We start from the raw sequence: 21,350 nt of genomic DNA on the forward strand, positions 1-21,350 counted from the left end.
CGCCCCGGCTTCCCAGAGGCAGACCACCCCCGCGACCGACGACATCTCCGCCAGCGCCGTTGCCAGGTCGGAAGGCTCGGCCAGCACGCTGGATCCCAGCCGCGCGGCCAGCTCCGCCGCTACCGCGGACCCCGCCGCCGCCACCACCACCCAGCTCCCGTCGCGCCGCGCCGCGGCCGCATCGGGCAGCGGCGTTTCCCGCCACTCCAGCCGATAGAACGCCTCGGCCGGCGCCTCCGGGCTCGCTCGCCGCAACGCCTCCCGATCTGCGCGCCGGAACCTCAGCTCCGTCACCTCCACCACCACCGCTCCCGATGCGTCGACCAGCGTGACATCGGCCACCACCCCAGGGCCCCCGCTGTGGCGCCGAACATGCACCCACGCTGCCTCCACCCCGGGCTCGTGCACGGCAAAGCCGCCTAGCTCGAAGGGCAGCGAGAGCTCCCCTGACTCCGACGCCGGCGCCGCTGCTGCCACTGCCTGCAAGGCGGCGTCGAGCAGCGCCGGATGCACGCCGTATCCCTCCGCTCCCTCGACACGAGCGGTCTCGGGCAACACCACCTCGGCCAGCGCCTCGCCTTCCCCGCGCCACAAGGAGCGCAACCCCTGGAAGGCAGCGCCATAGGCAAGCCCCGCCTCGGCGAAGCTCACATAGGCCGCCCCGACGTCCAGCGCCTCGACGCACCGCGCCTGCACCCCCGCGAGATCCAGCGCCGCCGGCCGCGCCGGCACGTCCGTCGAATCCACGCTCGCTGTCGCGTGCTGCGTCCAGCCTGCCCCTTCGGCCGGGCTGCTGTACACCGCCGCGCTCACCGCCCCCTCTGCCGTCTCCGAGAGCACCACCTGGACGCGGCGTGCACCCTTGTCCGGCAGCACCAGCGGCGCCTCCAGCACCAGCCCCCTCACGCGAGGAGCTTCCGTCGACCCGTGCGCCGCCGCTGCCCTCACAAGCTCCGCCACGGCCACGCCAGGCACCACCACCTGCCCGGCCACACGGTGGTCTCCGAGCCATCGATGCTTGTCCAGCCCCACCACCGCCTCGAACACCGCCCGCGTGCCCGCCACCGCAACCTTCACCCCCAGCAGCGGGTGCCCCGTCGCCTCTCCCGGCCGCGTCTCTGCCGCTTCCGGTACCTCGAGCCAGTACCGCTCACGCCGCCATGGATAGGTCGGCAGCGATACACGCCTCGCTCCGGACGCAAACACTCCGCCCCAGCGCAGAGCGCACCCGGCGGCCCACATCCCGCCCAGCCCCTCCAGCGCGCTCGCGCGCTCTTCGCGGCCAGCGCGCAACGACGCCACAAGCACCGGATGCGCTTCCGACACGATCCCTGGCACAAGACCCAGCAGCGTCGCCTTCGGACCGACCTCGACGAATATCCCGGCTCCCGCCTCGTGCAGCGCTTTCACACCGTCGCCGAACCGCACCGCCTCGCGCACGTGACGCACCCAGTAGTCCGGCGTGCTCACCACGTCCGTGCTCAGCTCTCCGCTCAGGTTGCTGACCAGCGGCAGCGACGGCCGATGATAGACAACCGACTCGGCGACGCTCCTGAACGCGTCCAGCATCGGCTCCATCAGCGGCGAGTGGAACGCGTGCGAGACGGTCAACGCCTTGGTGCGCACCCCGCGCTCCGAGAAGGCAGAGGCGATCTCCCTCACCGCCTCCTCCCCACCCGCTATCACCACCTGTTCCGGTCCGTTCACCGCCGCTATCGACACCGATGCCGCGTGCGGCCCCACCGCCGCGAGGACTTCTTCCTCCGGCGCCGCTATCGACACCATCGCTCCGCCCGACGGCAAGGCCTGCATCAGCCGCCCACGCGCCGCCACCAGCCGCACCGCATCCTCGAGCGTCAGCACCCCCGCCACGCACGCGGCCACGAGCTCTCCGATGCTGTGGCCCGCCACAAGCTCCGGCTCCACTCCCCACGAGCGCCACAGCGCACAGAGCGCATATTCCAGCGTGAACAGCGCCGGTTGCGTGTACCCCGTCTGGTCGAGCAGGCCTGCCTCCGCGCTGCCCTTCTCCGACCACATCACCTCGCGCAGCGGACGCGAAAGCTCCTTATCGAACAGCCCCACGCACCGCTCGAATGCTTCCCGGAACGCAGGCCACGCCTCGTGCAGCCCCCGCCCCATCCCAGCTACCTGCGCACCCTGCCCGGTGAACAGGAATGCCACCTTGCCCCGCGACGCCGACATCACACCGCGCGCCGCCCCCGCCGGCGTCTGCCCCTGCGCTGCCGCTTCCAGCGCCGAAAGCAGCCCCTCGCGCGACGTCGCCACCACCGACAGCCGCTGCTCCATCGCGCTGCGCGTCGTCGCCAGGCTGAAGGCCACGTCGCCCAGCCCCTGCTCCGGATGGCTCTCCAGGTGCTCCCGCAGCCGCCCCGCCTGCGCCTCCAGCGCCCCCGCGCTCCTGGCCGACAGCACGAACAGCTCTGCAGATCGCTCCGGCGCCGCCGGCGCGGGCTCCACGAACGGCGCCTCCTCCAGCACCACATGCGCGTTGGTTCCGCTGATCCCGAACGAGCTCACCCCCGCTCGCCGCGGCGCGCCGTTTCTCGGCCACTCCACCGCCTCCGACGCCACCTTCACCGGCAGTTCCGACCACGGGATGTGCGGGCTCGGCGCCTCGAAGTGCAGGCTCCGCGGGATGCGCCCGTGCTCCAGCGCCAGCGCCACCTTCACGATGCCCGCCACGCCCGCCGCTGCCTGCGTGTGTCCCAGGTTGGACTTCACCGACCCGATCACCACCGGCCGGTCCGCGGCGCGCCCTTCGCTCATCACCGCGCCCAGCGCCTGCACCTCCATCGGGTCGCCCAGCGTCGTGCCCGTGCCGTGGCACTCGACGTAGTCCACCTCGGCCGGGCTCACCCTCGCCTGCTGCAGCGCTCGGCGGATCACCTCTTGCTGCGACGGCCCGTTGGGCGCCGTCAGCCCGTTGCTGCGCCCGTCCTGGTTGACCGCCGAGCCCCGGATCACCGCTAGCACCCGGTCGCCGTCGCGCTGCGCGTCGCTCAGCCGCTTGAGCACGACCATGCCGCAGCCCTCGCTCCACGCCGCGCCGTCTGCCGCCGCCGAGAAGCTCTTGCACCGCCCGTCCGGAGAGAGCCCCCGCAGCCGGCTGAACTCCACGAACGGGGCCGGCGTGAGCATCAGCGTCACGCCGCCCGCCAGCGCCACCGAGCACTCGCCCTGACGCAACGCCTGGCAGGCCAGGTGCACCGTCACCAGCGACGACGAGCACGCCGTGTTCACCGTCAGGCTCGGCCCCTTCAGCCCAAGCACGTACGAGATCCGGCCCGACGCGACGCTGCCCGCGGTGCCCGTGCCGACGTAGCCGTCGAGCGTCTCCAGGCCGCCGCCGCCGAGCATGGCGTACTCCTGGTACATGTGCCCAACGAACACGCCGGTATCGCTGCCCATCAGCCGCTCCGGCACGAGCCCGGCGCTCTCCAGCGCCTCCCAGCTCGTCTCCAGCAGCAACCGCTGCTGCGGGTCCATCGCCGCCGCCTCCCGCGGCGAGATGCCGAAGAAGGACGGGTCGAACCGATCGATGTCCGCGAGGAAGCCGCCCCAGCGCGTCATCATCTTGCCCGGCGCGTCCGGATCCGGGTCATAGAGCGCGTCGATGTCCCACCGCGCCCGCGGCACCTCGGTGACGGCGTCGATGCCCTCGTCGAGCAGCCGCCAGAACGACTCCGGATCGCTCACCCCACCGGGGAAGCGGCAGCCCATGCCCACGATCGCGATCGGCTCGTCGAGCGCGACCTGCGGCTGCGGCGATGCCTTGGCCGGCGCCACGCTCGGCTCGGTCACGGCAAGGACTTCGTCGAGCAGCCAGCGCGTGAGCGCGTCCACCGTCGGGTAATCGAACGCCAGCGTCGCCGGCAACGTCGCGCCCACCCGCCGGCCTAGCCCGTTGCGCAGCTCCACCGCCATCAGCGAATCGAGCCCGAGCTCCTGCAGCGGACGGTCGTACGGCACCGCGCTCAGCGACAGCACCCGCGCCACCTCGGCCTGCACTGCCGCACGCACCTCCTCCGCGCGGCGCTCTGCGGGCAGCGCCGCAAGCCGCGCCGCCCACGTCCCCTGCGCGTGCGCGCCGGCCGCTGCGCGCGCAGCCGGCGCCCGCACGAGCGCCCGCCACACCGGCGGCACCGCCGCGCCCAGCGCGCGACCCACCGCCGGCAGGTCGAGCTGCACCACCCCGAGATGCGCCTCGGGCCGCGACAGCGCATGCCCGAACAGCGCGACGCCCTCTCCAGCCGTCAGCGCCCTCATCCCCTGCCGCGAAAGGCGCGCCTGCTGCGCTGCACCCAGCCCCGACGCCATGCCCCCTTCGGACCACGCGCCCCACGCAAGGCTCTGCGCCGGCAGTCCCTGCGCGCGACGGTGCGCCGCGAGCGCATCGAGGAAGCTGTTTGCCGCTGCGTAGTTGCTCTGGCCCGATGCGCCCAGCAGCCCTGACAGCGACGAGAAGAGCACGAAGAACTCCAGCTCCTGCCCCTGCGTCAGCTCGTGCACGTTCCACGCGCCAGCCACCTTCGGCGACAGCACCCGCGCAAAGCGCTCGGCGCTCTGCTCCGCAATCACCCCGTCATCGAGCACACCGGCCGCGTGAACCACGCCCCGCAGCGGCAGCTCCGACGGGATCGCTTCGACCACCGCTCTCAGACCCTCCCGGTCGGCCACGTCCACCGCAGCCACCGTCACCCGCGCGCCCAGCGCTTCCAGCTCCGCCACCGCCTCGACCGCGCCGGGCGTCTCCACGCCCCGCCGACCGGTGAGCACCACGTGCCCCACGCCCTCCAAGGCCAGCCACCGCGCCACGTGCAACCCCAGCGCGCCCAGACCGCCGGTCACAAGCACCGTGCTTTCCCTCGGCACACGGCCCGTTCGGGGCGGCACCAGCGCGAGCTTGCCCACGTGCCGCGCCTGTCCCATGAATCGGAACGCCGCCTCGGCCTCGGTCACTGGATACGTCCGCACAGGCAGCGGGCGCAGCTGCCCCGCTGCGAATGCGGCGCTGACCTCGGCCAGCATCTCCCGGATTCGATCCGGGCCAGCGTCGGCCATGTCGAAGACCTGATAGCGCACCCCGGGATGCGCGACGGCGATCGCGGCCGGGTCGCGCAGATCGGTCTTGCCCATCTCCAGCAAACGCCCGCCCGCCGATAGCAGCGACAGGCTGGCGTCCACGAACTCCCCGGCCAGCGCGTTCAACACCACGTCCACGCCCCGCCCCGTGCCGGCCTGCCGCAGCGTCGTCGCAAACTCCAGCGTCCGCGAGCTCGCTATCTGCGTCACTCCCATCGCGCGGACCACGGCCCACTTCGCTGCGCTGGCCGTCGCGACCACCTCCGCACCCACCATCCGGCCGATCTGCACCGCCGCCATGCCCACACCGCCGGCCGCCGCGTGCACCAGCAGCCGCTCGCCCGCCTTCAGCGCCCCGAGGTCGTGCAGCGCGTACCAGGCCGTCAGAAACGCTATCGGAACCGTCGCCGCCTGCTCGTACGTCAGCCCCGCGGGCACCTTCGCCACCAGCCGCGCGTCCACCGTGACGAACCGCCGGAAGGTCCCTGGGCACAACGCCATCACCGCATCGCCCACGGACAGACCTTCGACACCCTCGCCCAGGCTCACAACCTCGCCGGCACATTCACTGCCCAGCGGTCCGGCCTCGCCCGGGTACATGCCCAGCGCGTTGAGGACATCGCGGAAGTTGAGCCCCGAGGCGCGCACCTCGATCTGCACCTCCCCTCGTCCAGGAGCACCCCGCTCCGCGGGCGCCAGGTACAGCGCATCCAGCGTGCCTTTCCGCCGCGTCTGGAGCTGGTAGTCCTCGGTCCCAGGCACCCCATCGTGCGCCTTGGCCCGCACCAGCCGCGCGCTGTACCGGCGGCCGGCGCGCCAGGCGACCTGGTCTTCGCCGTCGCTCGCCACAAGCTCGCGCAACAGCGCCTCGATTCCCTCGGCCCCGGGCGCGAGGTCGACAAGCGTGCAGCCGAGTTCCGGGTGCTCCTGCACCACCGTCCGGCCCAAGCCCCAGACCGGTGCCGTGGCGGCCTCCACCGCATCACCCGCCTCGACCGCCACCGCACCGGCCGTCACCCACCACAGGCGCACCGGCGCACGGCCTTGTTGCAGCGACTGCACCACCGCGAGGCCTTCGATGGCCACACGTTGCGCGGCCTCAGCCACCCCTTCCGCCGCCCGGGCTTCCCAGAGGCAGACCACCCCCGCGACCGACGACATCTCCGCCAGCGCCGTTGCCAGGTCGGAAGGCTCGGCCAGCACGCTGGATCCCAGCCGCGCGGCCAGCTCCGCCGCTGCCGCGGACCCCGCCGCCGCCACCACCACCCAGCTCCCGGTGGTGGCCTCGTTTGCTACATTCGACCCAACAATTCTGGGAGGTTGCGAGGCAAAGAGGGCCACCTCCCAGCTCCCGTCGCGCCGCGCCGCGGCCGCGTCGGGCAGCGGCGCTTCCCGCCACTCCAGCCGATAGAACGCCTCGGCCGGCGCCTCCGGGCTCGCTCGCCGCAACGCCTCCCGATCTGCGCGCCGGAACCTCAGCTCCGTCACCTCCACCACCACCGCTCCCGATGCGTCGACCAGCGTGACATCGGCCACCACCCCAGGGCCCCCGCTGTGGCGCCGAACATGCACCCACGCTGCCTCCACCCCGGGCTCGTGCACGGCAAAGCCGCCTAGCTCGAAGGGCAGCGAGAGCTCCCCTGACTCCGACGCCGGCGCCGCTGCTGCCACTGCCTGCAAGGCGGCGTCGAGCAGCGCCGGATGCACGCCGTATCCCTCCGCTCCCTCGACACGAGCGGTCTCGGGCAACACCACCTCGGCCAGCGCCTCGCCTTCCCCGCGCCACAAGGAGCGCAACCCCTGGAAGGCAGCGCCATAGGCAAGCCCCGCCTCGGCGAAGCTCACATAGGCCGCCCCGACGTCCAGCGCCTCGACGCACCGCGCCTGCACCCCCGCGAGATCCAGCGCCGCCGGCCGCGCCGGCACGTCCGTCGAATCCACGCTCGCTGTCGCGTGCTGCGTCCAGCCTGACCCAGGCCCGCCTTCGGCCGGGCTGCTGTACACCGCCGCGCTCACCGCCCCCTCTGCCGTCTCCGAGAGCACCACCTGGACGCGGCGCGCACCCTTGTCCGGCAGCACCAGCGGCGCCTCCAGCACCAGCCCCCTCACGCGAGGCGCTTCCGTCGACCCGTGCGCCGCCGCCGCCCTCACAAGCTCCGCCACCGCCGCTCCAGGCACCACCACCTGCCCGGCCACACGGTGGTCTCCGAGCCATCGATGCTTGTCCAGCCCCACCACCGCCTCGAACACCGCCCGCGTGCCCGCCACCGCAACCTTCACCCCCAGCAGCGGGTGCCCCGTCGCCTCTCCTGCGCGAGCCTCCACCGCGCCGGCCGTCTCAAGCCAGTACCGCTCACGCTGCCATGGATAGGTCGGCAGCGATACACGCCTCCCTCCGGACGCAAACACTCCGCCCCAGCGCACAGCGCCCCCGGCGGCCCATACCCCGCCCAGCCCCTCCAGCGCGCTCGCGCGCTCTTCGCGGCCAGCGCGCAACGACGCCACAAGCACCGGATGCGCTTCCGACACGATCCCTGGCACAAGACCCAGCAGCGTCGCCTTCGGACCGACCTCGACGAATATCCCGGCTCCCGCCTCGTGCAGCGCCTTCACGCCGTCGGCGAAGCGCACCGCCTCGCGCACGTGACGCACCCAGTACTCCGCGCTCGCTATCTCGGGCCCGGCCACTTCGCCCGTCACGTTCGACACCACGGGACGGTCTGGCGCTCGGTATGCCACCGACTCGGCGACGCTCCTGAACGCGTCCAGCATCGGCTCCATCAGCGGCGAGTGGAACGCGTGCGAGACGGTCAACCCCTTGGTGCGCACCCCGCGCTCCGAGAAGGCAGAGGCGATCTCCCTCACCGCCTCCTCCCCACCCGCTATCACCACCTGTTCCGGTCCGTTCACCGCCGCTATCGACACCGATGCCGCGTGCGGCCCCACCGCCGCGAGGACTTCCACCTCCGGCGCCGCTATCGACACCATCGCTCCGCCCGACGGCAAGGCCTGCATCAGCCGCCCACGCGCCGCCACCAGCCGCACCGCATCCTCGAGCGTCAGCACCCCCGCCACGCACGCGGCCACGAGCTCTCCGATGCTGTGGCCCGCCACAAGCTCCGGCTCCACTCCCCACGAGCGCCACAGCGCACAGAGCGCATATTCCAGCGTGAACAGCGCCGGTTGCGTGTACCCCGTCTGGTCGAGCAGGCCTGCCTCCGCGCTGCCCTTCTCCGACCACATCACCTCGCGCAGCGGACGCGAAAGCTCCTTATCGAACAGCCCCACGCACCGCTCGAACGCTTCCCGGAACGCAGGCCACGCCTCGTGCAGCCCCCGCCCCATCCCAGCTACCTGCGCACCCTGCCCGGTGAACAGGAATGCCACCTTGCCCCGCGACGCCGACATCACACCGCGCACCGCTCCCGCCGGCGTCTGCCCCTGCGCTGCCGCTTCCAGCGCCGAAAGCAGCCCCTCGCGCGACGTCGCCACCACCGACAGCCGCTGCTCCATCGCGCTGCGCGTCGTCGCCAGGCTGAAGGCCACGTCGCCCAGCCCCTGCTCCGGATGGCTCTCCAGGTGCTCCCGCAGCCGCCCCGCCTGCGCCTCCAGCGCCCCCGCGCTCCTGGCCGACAGCACGAACAGCTCTGCCGACCGCTCCGGCGCCGCCGGCGCGAGTTCCACCGCCGGCGCCTCCTCCAGCACCACATGCGCGTTGGTACCCCCGATACCAAAAGAGCTCACCCCCGCTCGTCGAGGCGACTGCCCGGAAGACGGCCAATCGACGAGCTCCGTGCTCACACGGAATGGGCTATCGGCCAGCCCGAGGTTCGGGTTCGGCCGCTCGAAATGGAGACTCGGGGGAATTTGCCGGTGCTTCAGGCTGAGGACCACCTTGAGCAGGCCAGCGATACCCGCAGCCGTGTCCAGATGTCCGAGGTTGGACTTCACCGTTCCCAGCGCACAGAAGCCCTTCTGCTGCGTGCTCTGCCGGAACACGCGTGTCAGGGCCGCGACCTCGATCGGATCGCCGAGCGGGGTCCCTGTACCGTGGGCCTCCACGTAGCCGATTTCATCCGCACGGACGTCCGCCGCCGCGAGCGCCTGGGCAATGACCTCGGCCTGACCGGCCACGCTCGGCGCCGTGTATCCGACCTTGGCAGCGCCGTCGTTGTTGATGGCCGAGCCCCGGATCACGGCGTGAATGGTGTCGCCGTCGGCCAGCGCGTCCTCCAGACGCTTGAGGAGGACTACCCCCACGCCATTTCCGAAGAGCGTTCCCTGGGCTTTCTCGTCGAACGCTCGACAATGTCCATCGGGCGAGAGGATCAGCCCTTGCTGATAAGGATACCCGGCGACCAGCGGGAGCGTGACCGAGACACCACCGGCGAGCGCCATGTCGCACTCTCCGCCGATCAGGCTCCGGCAAGCGAGGTGGACCGCGACCAGTGAGGTCGAGCACGCGGTCTGGATCGTGAGGCTCGGTCCCTTCAGGTCGAGCTTGTACGAGACACGGGTGGCGAGGAAGTCAATGCCGGTCGAGTAATGCGCCTGAAGCAGCTCCCCGACGTTGCCTTCGTGGACGGGGGGCAGCGGCTGGCCATGAAGAGCGCTGGCGCCGGCGAAGACAGCAATCCGCGGTCCTGCCGCTTCAGGTACGCAGCCGGCGCTCTCGAGCGCTTCCCAGGCGCATTCCAGGAAGACACGATGCTGGGGGTCGATCTGCGCAGCCTCGCGCGGGCTGTATCTGAAGAAGGACGCGTCGAAATGGTCCGCGTCCCGCAGCACGCCTTTGGCCTTGACGTAGCTCGGGCTCCTCGAGAGCTCGGGCGCCACGCCGGCCGCCTCGAGCTCCTCCGCGGTAAAGAACGAGATGCTCTCCACGCCGTTGGCGAGGTTTCGCCAGAGCTCGTCGAGGTCGTCGGCCCCCGGGAATCGACCGGAAATGCCGATGATCGCCACGGCGTTGCCCGACGCCGGCGCTCGGCGCGGGGTGCGAACGAGGGGCGGGGCGGCCTCCGACGCCGGCGCGAGATGCCGCGCCAGCGCCGCGATCGTGGGGTGCTCGAACAGCTCGACGATCGGGATCTCGCGCCCCAACGCCTTGTGCAGCAGGGCGCCGACCCGCGACAGGAGCAGCGAGTGCCCGCCGATGTCGAAGAAGTTGTCGGTGACGCCCACCGACTCCACCCGCAGCACTTCCTGCCAGATCTTCTGGATCGTCCGCTCCAGCTCGTTCTTCGGCGCGGCCGGCGCTCGCGCGGCTCCGGCTCGGTCGGCGGCCGGCGCTGGCAGCTTGCTTCGGTCCACCTTGCCGTTGGGCGACAGCGGCAGCGCCTCGATCACCACGAACGCCGACGGCACCATGTGATCCGGCAACGTCCGTTTCAGGTGGTCGCGCAGCGCGCCCTCCGACGTCGCCTCCTCGCCGGGCACCACGTACGCGACGAGGCGCTTGTCGCCCGGCGCGTCTTCCCGCACCACGACGACACACGCGCGCACCGCTGGACAGGAGAGGAGCGTGGTCTCGATCTCGCCGAGCTCGATCCGATAGCCCCGGATCTTCACCTGGTGATCGATGCGCCCGAGGTAATCGAGGAGACCATCGGACCGATAGCGGCAGAGATCCCCCGTCCGGTAGAGCCTTTCGCCCGGCGTGAACGGATCCTCGATGAACCGCTCCGCCGTGAGCTCGGGGCGCGCGCGGTACCCGCGCGCGACGCCGACGCCGCCGATGTACAGTTCGCCTGGCACGCCGACGGGCACGGGCTGGAGGTGGCGATCGAGCACGAAGACCCGCGTATTGGCGACGGGCCGGCCGATCGGCACCGGCCCCTCCGTCTCGATCAGCGGATGGACGCACGAATAGATCGTTGTCTCGGTGGGCCCGTAACCGTTCAACACCGACCCGGCGCGAGCAACGAGCTTGTTGCAAAGCTCAGGCGTCACCGCTTCCCCGGCGGTGAGGATCTTGAAAGAGCGGCCGCCCTGCCAGCCGGCATCGAGCAGGATCTGCCACCTGGAGGGCGTCGCCTGCATCACCGTGGCGCCCGATTGCTCGAGGCGGCGGCGAAGCGCGGCGGCGTCCATGCCGAGCATGCGCGACGCGATCTCGACCCGCGCGCCCACGAGGAGGGGCAAGATCAGCTCCAGCGCCGCGATATCGAAGGACAGGCTAGTCACCGCGAGCACCCGGTCTTCGCACGAAAACCCGGCCCGCGCGGCCACGTCGTGGAGCAGGTTGACCACGGACCGGTGAGCAATCTCGACCCCTTTGGGCCGGCCCGTCGATCCCGACGTGTAGAGGACGTGGGCGAGGTTCTCGGGGGTCGCCCCCGGCGGTAGGGCCGTCGCCGGCCAGGACGCGATCTCCGCGGCGTCCGCGTCGAAGCGCACGACCCGCGCGGTGTGCGCCGGCGTGCGCTCGGCGAGGCGCGCCTCGGTCAAGAGCACGCGCGCCTGCGCGTCGTCGAGCATGAACGCCAGGCGATCGGCCGGATAGGCCGGATCGAGCGGCACATAGGCCCCTCCCGCCTTGAGGATCCCGAAGAGCCCCACCACCATCTCCGGCGACCGCTCGACGCAAAGCCCGACCAGGGCGTCCGGCTCCACCCCGAGCGATCGGAGGTGGTGCGCGAGCCGGTTGGCGCGCTCGTTCAATTCACGGTAAGTGAGCTGCTTCTCCTCGAAGATCAGCGCCACCGCGTCGGGCGTCCTCTCCGCCTGCGCCTCGAACAGCTCGTGAATGCAGCGCTCCCGGGGATACTCCGCCACCGTCTCGTTCCACGACTCGAGGAGCTGGTGCCGCTCCGCCGTGGTCAACAAGGGCAGCTCCGACACGCGCCGGCTCGGGTCGGCCACGAGGCCCTCGGCCAGCACCTGGAAATGCCCCGCCATTCGCTCGATCGTCGCGGTGTCGAAGAAATCCGTCGCGTACTCGAGCGTCGCCGAGAGCCCTCCCCGCGTCTCCACCATCGTGAGGCCGAGCTCGAACTTGGCGGTACCCGACACGCCACCATCGGCCCTCTCCATCATGATGGAGCTCGAGAGCCCCGGGAGGACGACGTCGGGGAACGGCACGTTCTCGAACACGAAGCTCGCCCGGAACAGCGGGTTGAGATGCCGGCCGCGCGAGGCCCCAGCGGCGTTCACGATCCGGTCGAACGGCACGTCCTGATGATTGAGCGCGTCTTCGACGATGCTGCGCAGCCGGCCCATCAGGGTCACGCCGTCCGGGTCGCCCGACAAATCGCAGCGCAGCACGAGCGTGTTCACGAAGAAGCCGACGAGGTCGCGCAGCTCGCTCCGGCCGCGCCCCGCGGTGGCCGTGCCAATGCCGAAGTCCACCTGCTGGGAGTAGCGGTGCAGCAGCGTCGCCCAGACGGTCAGGAGCGCGACGAACAGCGTGCATGATTCGCGGCGCGCGAGATCTTTGAGGCCCGCGGTGAGCTCTGCAGAGAGCGCGAACCGATGAGCATCACCGGCGTGGCTCGGCCCTCGAGCCGGCGAGCGGGGCGTCGGCAGATCGAGCCGCGGCAACCCCGCGAGGGTCTCTCTCCACCACGCCTCGGACCTCCGTTCGTCTTCTGCCTGAAGCTGTGTCTCCTGCCACCGGACATAGTCTGTGTATCGGATCGGCAGCTCCGGAAGGGCCGGGGGCGCCCCCGCGCGGAAGCCCGCGTAGAGCTCGGCCAGATCGCGGAGGATGATGCCGTTCGACCAACCGTCGGTGATGATGTGGTGCTGGCCGACGAGCAGGACGTGATCCTCGTCGTGCAGCGAGACCAGCGTCGTCCGCAGCAGCGGTCCCCGCGCGAGGTCGAAGGGCGCCGCGGCGTGCTCGGCCGAGCGCTGACGGAGCGCCGCTTCCTTGTCCTCGGGGCCGAGGTGGCGGAGATCGACGATGGGCATCTCCCAGACGCCAGCGGGGGCAACCACGAGACTCGGCCTCCCCTCCACCTCGGGGAAGGTGGCTCGCAGCATGGCGTGTCGCTCGACGACGGCGTTCAGGCTGGCCCTGAGCGCGCCTTCGTCGAAAGCGCCTTTCATGCGCAACTCGAGGTGCAGGTTGTACGGCGTGCTCCCGGGCACCAGTCTGTCGAGGAACCAGAGCCGTGCCTGGCCACCTGAGGGCAGGCACGGCTCCGTCTCCGCCACGGGGAGGCGGGGGATCGGGGGGCGCGCGCCGTCCCCTGCCCGAAGGAAATCGAGCAGCTCGGCCTTGTGCTCGACGATGGCCTTGCGGAGCTCCGGTGTCAGGGCGCCCTTGGGCGCGCTGAATGCGAGGTTGTCGCCATCGACGCGCAGCATCACACCACGCGCCTTGGCAGTGAGTAGAATCTCCTTGACGTTCACAACGTACCTTCCTCGCGCTCCTCGATCGTCGAGCTCGGCGAGCTTGAGAGCGGTGATTGCGGCTCGAACTTCACCGCGGCTCTGAGGCGCTCCTCCAGGAGCAGATCGATCAGCGCCGCGATGGTGGGATACTGCCAAAGCAACCTGGCCGAGAGCCCGACGCCGAAACGAGCCTCCAGGCGATTGCGCAGCTCCAGGCCCATGAGCGAGTCCATTCCGAGGCCCATGAGCGGCGCGCCCACGTCGATCTCACCCTCCGGGATGCGGAGCACCTGCGCGACCTGCCTGCGAAGGAACGCCTCCAGCAGCGCGGCCTGTTCGGCGGGGTCGGCGGCTGCGAGCCGCTCGAGCAGGTCGTGGTCCCCGGCCGACCTCGCCGCCCCTGCGCGCCGCTCGGCCAGCAGCCGCGATAGCAACTTCGACGAGGCCAGCGCCGGATAAAACTCCACCCATTGGTGCACGTCGAGCGGCACCACGCCGACCTGCGCGCGGTCGCCGTCGAGCAGGCGCGAAAGCGCCGACAGGCCCTCCTCGGGGGTCAGGCTCCTCATGCCGCGGACGAACGACTCCGCACGGTGCCTGTCCAGCCCGGCGGCCATACCCACGTCGGAGAACAGGCCCCAATCGACGCTCAGCGCCGGCAACCCCTGCGCTCTGCGGTGATGCGCCAGCGCGTCGAGGAACGTGTTGGCCGCGGCGTAGTTGCCCGTTCCGCCGAGGCCGAGCAGCCCCGAGACCGAAGCGTACATCACGAAGAAGGAGAGCGGCGCCTGGCGCGTCAGCTCGTGCAGATGAAGCGCTCCCACGACCTTGGGCGCCATGACCTTGCGGAACCGGGCGGGCGTGAGGGTCTTGAGCATCCCCGGATCGGCCAGCCCCGCGGCGTGCACGACGCCGCGAAGGGGCATCGGCGACGCGGCGAGCTCGCTCAGCAGCCGCTCGAGCGCCGCCCGGTCGGTCACGTCCGCTCTCGCCACCGTGACGCGAGCCCCCTTGGCTTCAAGCGCGGCGACCGCGGCCTTTTGCTCCGCGCTCGCTGCCCCCGAGCGGCTCACCAGCACCAGATGGCCTGCCCCCTGCTCGGCCAGCCAGTCGGCCACACGCAGGCCCAGGCCGCCCACGCCCCCTGTCACCAGGTAGCTGCCGTCGGCGCGAACGGCCGCACGGGCTCCGGCCGGAACGTGGATCTGGACCTCCGGGTCCCCCAGCACCAGCACCAGCTTGCCGGTATGCTGCGCCTGCGCCATCCGCTGGAATGCACTGGCCACCTGGCCCATCGCAACCGCGCTGATCGGCGGAGGGGTGAACACGCCGGTTGCGACCAGGCCAAGCACCTGCGCGAACAGCGAGCGGACCGACTCCGGCCGCTTGAGCATCATCCGGTTCAGGTCCAGGAGCGACAACGACCGATTGCACAACAACGGCCCCAGGCCAGGCGGGCCATCGGCGCGGGCGTCGTGCTTGCCAAGCTCCACGAAGCGGCCGTGCTCCCGCAGCACATCGAGGCTCTTGCCGAGCATCTCGCCCGAGAGCGAGTTGAGCACCACGTCCACGCCCTCGCCCCCCGTCCACTCCAGCACGTCGGCGACGAACTGTTCCGAGCGCGAGTCGCTCACATGCCGCACTCCGAGCGACGCCAGATAGGCCCGCTTCTCGGGCGTGCCTGCCGTCGCGAAGACCTCGGCCCCGACATGCTGCGCCCACTGCACCGCGGCCAGGCCCACCCCGCCGGTCGCGGCGTGGATGAGCACCCGCTCCCCAGCTTGCAGGCGAGCCACCCGGTCGAGCGCGTACCAGGCCGTCAGGTACGCGATCGGCAGCGCTGCCGCCTCGCTCGCCGACAGCTCCGGCGGCCGCGGCAGCACCAGCGCCGCCGGCGTGGTGACGTGGGACGCCAGCGCTCCCCTCGCCAGCGCGATCACCGCATCTCCCACCGCCAAGCCGCTGACGCCCTCACCCACGGCCACGATGCGCCCGGCGCACTCGCCTCCGAGCACCGGCCGCGCTTCGCTCACCCCTGGCAGCTCCTCGGCCACCCTGCCTCTCGCCAGCAGCACGTCGAGGAAGCTCAGCCCCGCCGCCTCCACGGCGATTTCCACCTCGCCCGGGCCGGGAGAGCGCCGCGCCATGGCGCGGAGCACCAGCGAATCCAGCTCGCCCGGTTCGTCGATCTCCAGCCGGAAAGGCCGCTGCCCCGCCGGCTCGAGCCGCTCGCGGCGCTCGGCCTCGGGCGCTCGGCGCACGAGCCGCGCGACGCGCCGCTCTCCGCCATGCAACGCCACTTCTTCCTCGGCGTCACCGGCCAAGAGCTCGGCCAGGAGCGCATCCACCTCCCCAGCAGGCCGGGCTGGATCGAGGTCGACGCGGCAGCAGCGCAGCTCCGCGTGCTCGGTGGCGATCACGCGACCGAGCCCGAGGAGCGGCCCCTGCATCACGGAGACGGCGCCGGCGCCCGTGGCCTGCGCGCCGCGCGTCACGAGCCACAGCCTCGGCGTGTCGCGGTACTTCATCGCCGTCAGCGCCTGCACCGTCGCGAGCACGCTGTCGCAGCCGCACGCCAGCGCGGCCTCCACCGCCCCGGCATCCAGCGCGTCGCCGCCGTCGAGGCTGCCGAGGTGCACGGCCGCCGTCGGCGCCTGCCCGCCGAACGCATCCCCCAGCGCCGCGCGCAGGCTGGTCGCGCTGCTGTCGCCGGCGGCGGCGTGCTCGACGGCGTGCCCCGCGGCTTGCAGCGCCGAGCGCAGCGCGGCCCCGAGCCCGCCGCCCTCGCCCAGCAGCAGCCATCGTCCAGCCGTCAGCCTGGGCTCGGGGGCGACCGCGCGCTCCCAGTCGAGCTCCAGGAACCAATCGTCCTCGTCCCGCCGAGCGGAGCTCTCCGCCAGGCGCTGCGCCACCAGCCCGGAGAGCTCCGCCACCACTGCGCCGGTGCCGTCCACGATCTGCAGATCCGCGCTCCTCCGGTCGGGAGACTGGACCTCATCGCGCGCGACCCGCGCATGGCACCACAGCTCGCCCGTGGGCCGCCGCAACAGCCGCAGCGAGCCCACCTCCACTGGCACCCACGGCGCTGTCTCGCCCGGCGACACACCGACCATCACGTGCAAGCACGCCCCCAGCAGCGCCGGGTGCACCTGGTACGCCGCCGCCGAGCCGGCGGCCTCGGGCAGCCGCACCCGCCCCAGCGCCTCGCCCTCTCCTCGCCACAGCTCCACCAGGCCCTGGAACGCCGGACCGACCGCATGCCCCATCCCACGGAGAGCCGCGTAGAGGGCCGCCGCGGGCGCATGGGCCTTGAGCCGGGCGCGTAGGGCGTCGAGCTCCACCCGCGCCGAGACCTCGGTGCGCTCGGCCCGTTGCAGCGTCCCGCGGCAATGCACCCGCCATGAGGCGGTGTCAGCGCCTGGCGCGCGGCTCGCCACCTGCAACCGCAGCCGCCCCGGTCGCTCCTCGGTGGTCACCACCTGCACCGGCACCGCAGCCTCGTCCGCGAACGCCAGCGCCTGCGCCAGCACCACGCCCGTCAGCTCCAGCGGGCCCTCGCCCACCGCCTCGGCCCCGCAAGCCAGCGCCATCTCCAGGTAGCCCGCGGCAGGAAACACCGCCGTCCCCTGCACTCGGTGGTCGCCGATCCACGGCAACCGCTGGAGGTCCAGCGTCGTCTCCCACAGGCGCATGCTCGCTTGCGTCGACACCGTCTGGACTTCGCCCAGCAACGGGTGTCCCCCCGCAGGAGCACGGCGACCGCGGCCCGCCGCGCCCTCGGCTGGCCCCCCGATCCAGTACCGCTCGCGCTGCCACGGATAGGTGGGTAGCTGCACCCGCCGGCCGCCCGAGGGGAAGATGCCTGCCCACACGATCCTCCCGCCCGAGGACCAGAGGCTGCCCAGGGCCTCCATCACGCTGGCCGTCTCGTCGAGCTCGGCGTGCAACGACGCAACCAGCGCAGGCCTTGCGCCGGGGAGGCAAAACGGAACAAGGCCAAGCAGCGTCGGCCTGGGGCCCACCTCGACGAACGTGGTTGCGCCAGCCTCGTGCAGCGCCTTCACGCCGTCGGCGAAGCGCACCACCTCGCGCACGTGACGCACCCAGTAGTCCGGCGTGCTCACCACGTCCGTGCTCAGCTCTCCGCTCAGGTTGCTGACCAGCGGCAGCGACGGCCGATGATAGACGACCGACTCGGCGACGCTCCTGAACGCGTCCAGCATCGGCTCCATCAGCGGCGAGTGGAACGCGTGCGAGACGGTCAACGCCTTGGTGCGCACCCCGCGCTCCGAGAACCCAGAGGCGATCTCCCTCACCGCCTCCTCCGCTCCCGCGATCACCACCTGTTCCGGTCCGTTCACCGCCGCTATCGACACCGATGCGGCGTGCGGCCCCACCGCCGCCAGAACTTCCACCTCCGGCGCCGCTATCGACACCATCGCTCCGCCCGACGGCAAGGCCTGCATCAGCCGCCCACGCGCTGCCACCAGCCGCACCGCATCCTCGAGCGTCAGCACCCCCGCCACGCACGCGGCCACGAGCTCTCCGATGCTGTGGCCCGCCACAAGCTCCGGCTCGACTCCCCACGAGCGCCACAGCGCACAGAGCGCATATTCCAGCGTGAACAGCGCAGGTTGCGTGTACCCCGTCTGGTCGAGCAGGCCTGCCTCCGCGCTGCCCTTCTCCGACCACATCACCTCGCGCAGCGGACGCGAGAGCTCCTTATCGAACAGCCCCACGCACCGCTCGAACGCTTCCCGGAACGCAGGCCACGCCTCGTACAGCCCCCGCCCCATCCCAGCTACCTGCGCCCCCTGCCCGGTGAACAAGAATGCCACCTTGCCCCGCGAGGCCGATATCACACCGCGCGCCGCCCCCGCCGGCGTCTGCCCCTCTGCCGCTGCTCGGAGCGCCTCCACGAGCGCCTCACGCGAGCTCGCCACCACCGACAGCCGGTGCTCCATCGCGCTGCGCGTCGTCGCCAGGCTGAAGGCCACGTCGCCCAACGCGATCTCGGGGTGCGCTTCCAGGTGCTCCCGCAGCCGCCCCGCCTGCGCCTCCAGCGCCGCCGCGCTCTTTGCCGACAGCACGAACAGCTCTGCCGACCGCTCCGGCATGGGCGGCGCGGGCTCCACGAACGGCGCCTCCTCCAGCACCACATGCGCGTTGGCCCCGCTGATCCCGAACGAGCTCACCCCCGCCCGCCGCGGCGCTCCGTTTCTCGGCCACTCCACCGCCTCCGACGCCACCTTCACCGGCAGCTCCGACCACGGGATGTGCGGGCTCGGCGCCTCGAAGTGCAGGCTCCGCGGGATGCGCCCGTGCTCCAGCGCCAGCGCCACCTTCACGATGCCCGCGACGCCCGCCGCTGCCTGGGTGTGTCCCAGGTTGGACTTCACCGACCCGATCACCACCGGCCGGTCCGGCGCACGCCCCTCTCGCAGCACCGCGCCCAGCGCCTGCACCTCGATCGGGTCGCCCAGCGTCGTGCCCGTGCCGTGGCATTCGACGTAGTCCACCTCGGCCGGGCTCACCCTCGCCTGCTGCAGCGCTCGGCGGATCACCTCTTGCTGCGACGGCCCGTTGGGCGCCGTCAGCCCGTTGCTGCGCCCGTCCTGGTTGACCGCCGAGCCCCGGATCACCGCTAGCACCCGGTCGCCGTCGCGCTGCGCGTCGCTCAGCCGCTTGAGCACCAGCATGCCGCAGCCTTCGCTCCACCCCACCCCGTCCGCCGCCGCCGCGAAGCTCTTGCACCGCCCATCCGGAGAGAGCCCCCGCAGCCGGCTGAACTCCACGAACGCGTTCGGCGTCAGCATCAGCGCCACCCCGCCGGCCAGCGCCACCGAGCACTCGCCCTGACGCAACGCCTGGCAGGCCAGGTGCACCGTCACCAGCGACGACGAGCACGCCGTGTCCACCGTCATGCTCGGCCCCTTCAGCCCAAGCACGTACGAGATCCGGCCCGACGCAACGCTGGCGGTGGTGCCGGTGGCGATGTAGCCATCGAGCGACTCGAGGCCGCCGCCGAGCGTGGCGTACTCCTGGTAGGTGTGCCCCACGAACACGCCGGTGTCGCTGCCCATCAGCCGCTCGGGGGAGAGCCCCGCGCGCTCCAGCGCCTCCCAGCTCGTCTCCAGCAGCAACCGCTGCTGCGGGTCCATCGCCGCCGCCTCCCGCGGCGAGATCCCGAAGAAGCCCGGGTCGAACCGATCGATGTCCGCGACGAAGCCCCCCGAGCGCGTCATCATCTTGCCTGGCGCGTCCGGATCCGGGTCGTAGAGCGCGTCGATGTCCCACCGCGCCCGCGGCACCTCGGTGACGGCGTCGATGCCCTCGTCGAGCAGACGCCAGAACGACTCCGCGCCCGTCACACCGCCCGGGAAGCGGCAACCCATGCCCACGATCGCAATCGGCTCGTCCAGCGCGACCTGCGGCTGCGGCGATGCCTTGGCCGGCGTCGTGCTCGGCTCGGTTACGGTAAGGACCTCGTCGAGCAGCCAGCGCGTGAGCGCGTCCACCGTCGGGTAATCGAACGCCAGCGTCGCCGGCAACGTCGCGCCCACCCGCCGACCGAGCGCATTGCGCAGCTGCACCGCCGTCAGCGAGTCGAGCCCGAGCTCCTGCAGCGGACGGTCGTACGGCACCGCGCTCGCCGCGCTCAGCGACAACGCCCGCGCCACCTCGGCCTGCACCGCCGCACGCACCTCCTCCGCGCGGCGCTCTGCGGGCAGCGCCGCAAGCCGCGCTGCCCACGTCCCCTGCGCGCTGGCCGCTGCGCGCGCCGCCGGCGCCCGCACGAGCGCCCGCCACACCGGCGGCACCGCCGCGCCCAGCGCGCGACCCACCGCCGGCAGGTCGAGCTGCACCACCCCGAGATGCGCCTCGGGCCGCGACAGCGCATGCCCGAACAGCGCGACGCCCTCTCCAGCCGTCAGCGCCCTCATCCCCTGCCGCGAAAGGCGCGCCTGCTGCGCTGCACCCAGCCCCGACGCCATGCCCCCTTCAGACCACGCGCCCCACGCAAGGCTCTGCGCCGGCAGTCCCTGCGCGCGACGGTGCGCCGCGAGCGCATCCAGGAAGCTGTTCGCCGCTGCGTAGTTGCTCTGACCCGATGCGCCCAGCAGCCCTGACAGCGACGAGAAGAGCACGAAGAACTCCAGCTCCTGCCCCTGCGTCAGCTCGTGCACGTTCCACGCGCCAGCCACCTTCGGCGACAGCACCCGCGCGAACCGCTCGGCGCTCTGCTCCGCAATCACCCCGTCGTCGAGCACACCGGCCGCGTGAACCACGCCCCGCAGCGGCCACGCCGGCGGGATCGCTTCGACCACCGCTCTCAGACCCTCCCGGTCGGCCACGTCCACCGCTGCCACCGTCACACGCGCGCCCAGCGCTTCCAGCTCCGCCACCGCCTCGACCGCGCCGGGCGTCTCCACGCCCCTCCGGCCGGTGAGCACCACGTGCGCAACGCCTTCGCCGGCCAGCCACCGCGCCACGTGCAGCCCCAGCGCTCCAAGGCCGCCGGTCACCAGGATGGTGCCCTGGGGGACGAGGGGGATCCGTGGCGCGCTGGCCATCGCTGCAGCCCGCACCAGCCGAGCCGCATGCCGGCGGCCGCCGCGCCAGGCGACCTGGTCCTCGCCATCACTCGCCAGGAGCTCCTGCACCAGCGCATCCAGAGCCCCGGCGCCTGGCGAGAGATCCACCAGCACGCAGCCGAACTCTGGATACTCCTGCATCACGGTCCGACCCAGGCCCCACACCGGTGCCGTGGCGGCCTCCACCGCATCACCCGCCTCGACAGCCACCGCACCGGCCGTCACCCACCACAGGCGCACCGGCGCACGCCCTTGCAGCGCCTGCACCACCGCGAGGCCTTCGATCGCCACACGTTGCGCCGCCGCAGGCAC

The 21,350-nt window shown here is 72.0% G+C and carries 2 protein-coding genes (both only partly in view); both read right to left on the reverse strand.

Going from position 1 to position 21,350, the window contains the following annotated elements:
• On the reverse strand, nucleotides 1-13,461 hold the start of the coding sequence (locus WMF12_RS21815; protein ID WP_437873439.1) for an amino acid adenylation domain-containing protein. The gene continues 15,144 nt to the left of window position 1, outside the view; 13,461 of the gene's 28,605 nt are visible here — the first part of the coding sequence; the start codon lies at nucleotides 13,459-13,461; its stop codon lies beyond the left edge, outside the window.
• Nucleotides 13,458-21,350 carry the 3' end of an SDR family NAD(P)-dependent oxidoreductase gene (locus tag WMF12_RS21820; RefSeq protein WP_437873440.1) on the reverse strand. It continues 18,084 nt past the right edge of the window, so the window shows 7,893 of its 25,977 coding nt (coding positions 18,085-25,977); its start codon lies off the right edge, out of view; its stop codon occupies nucleotides 13,458-13,460. The genes WMF12_RS21815 and WMF12_RS21820 overlap by 4 nt, the downstream gene beginning before the upstream one ends.

Origin of the sequence: Sorangium sp. So ce363 (genome assembly GCF_051520435.1) — a bacterium.
Lineage (GTDB): Bacteria > Myxococcota_A > Polyangia > Polyangiales > Polyangiaceae > Sorangium > Sorangium cellulosum_B.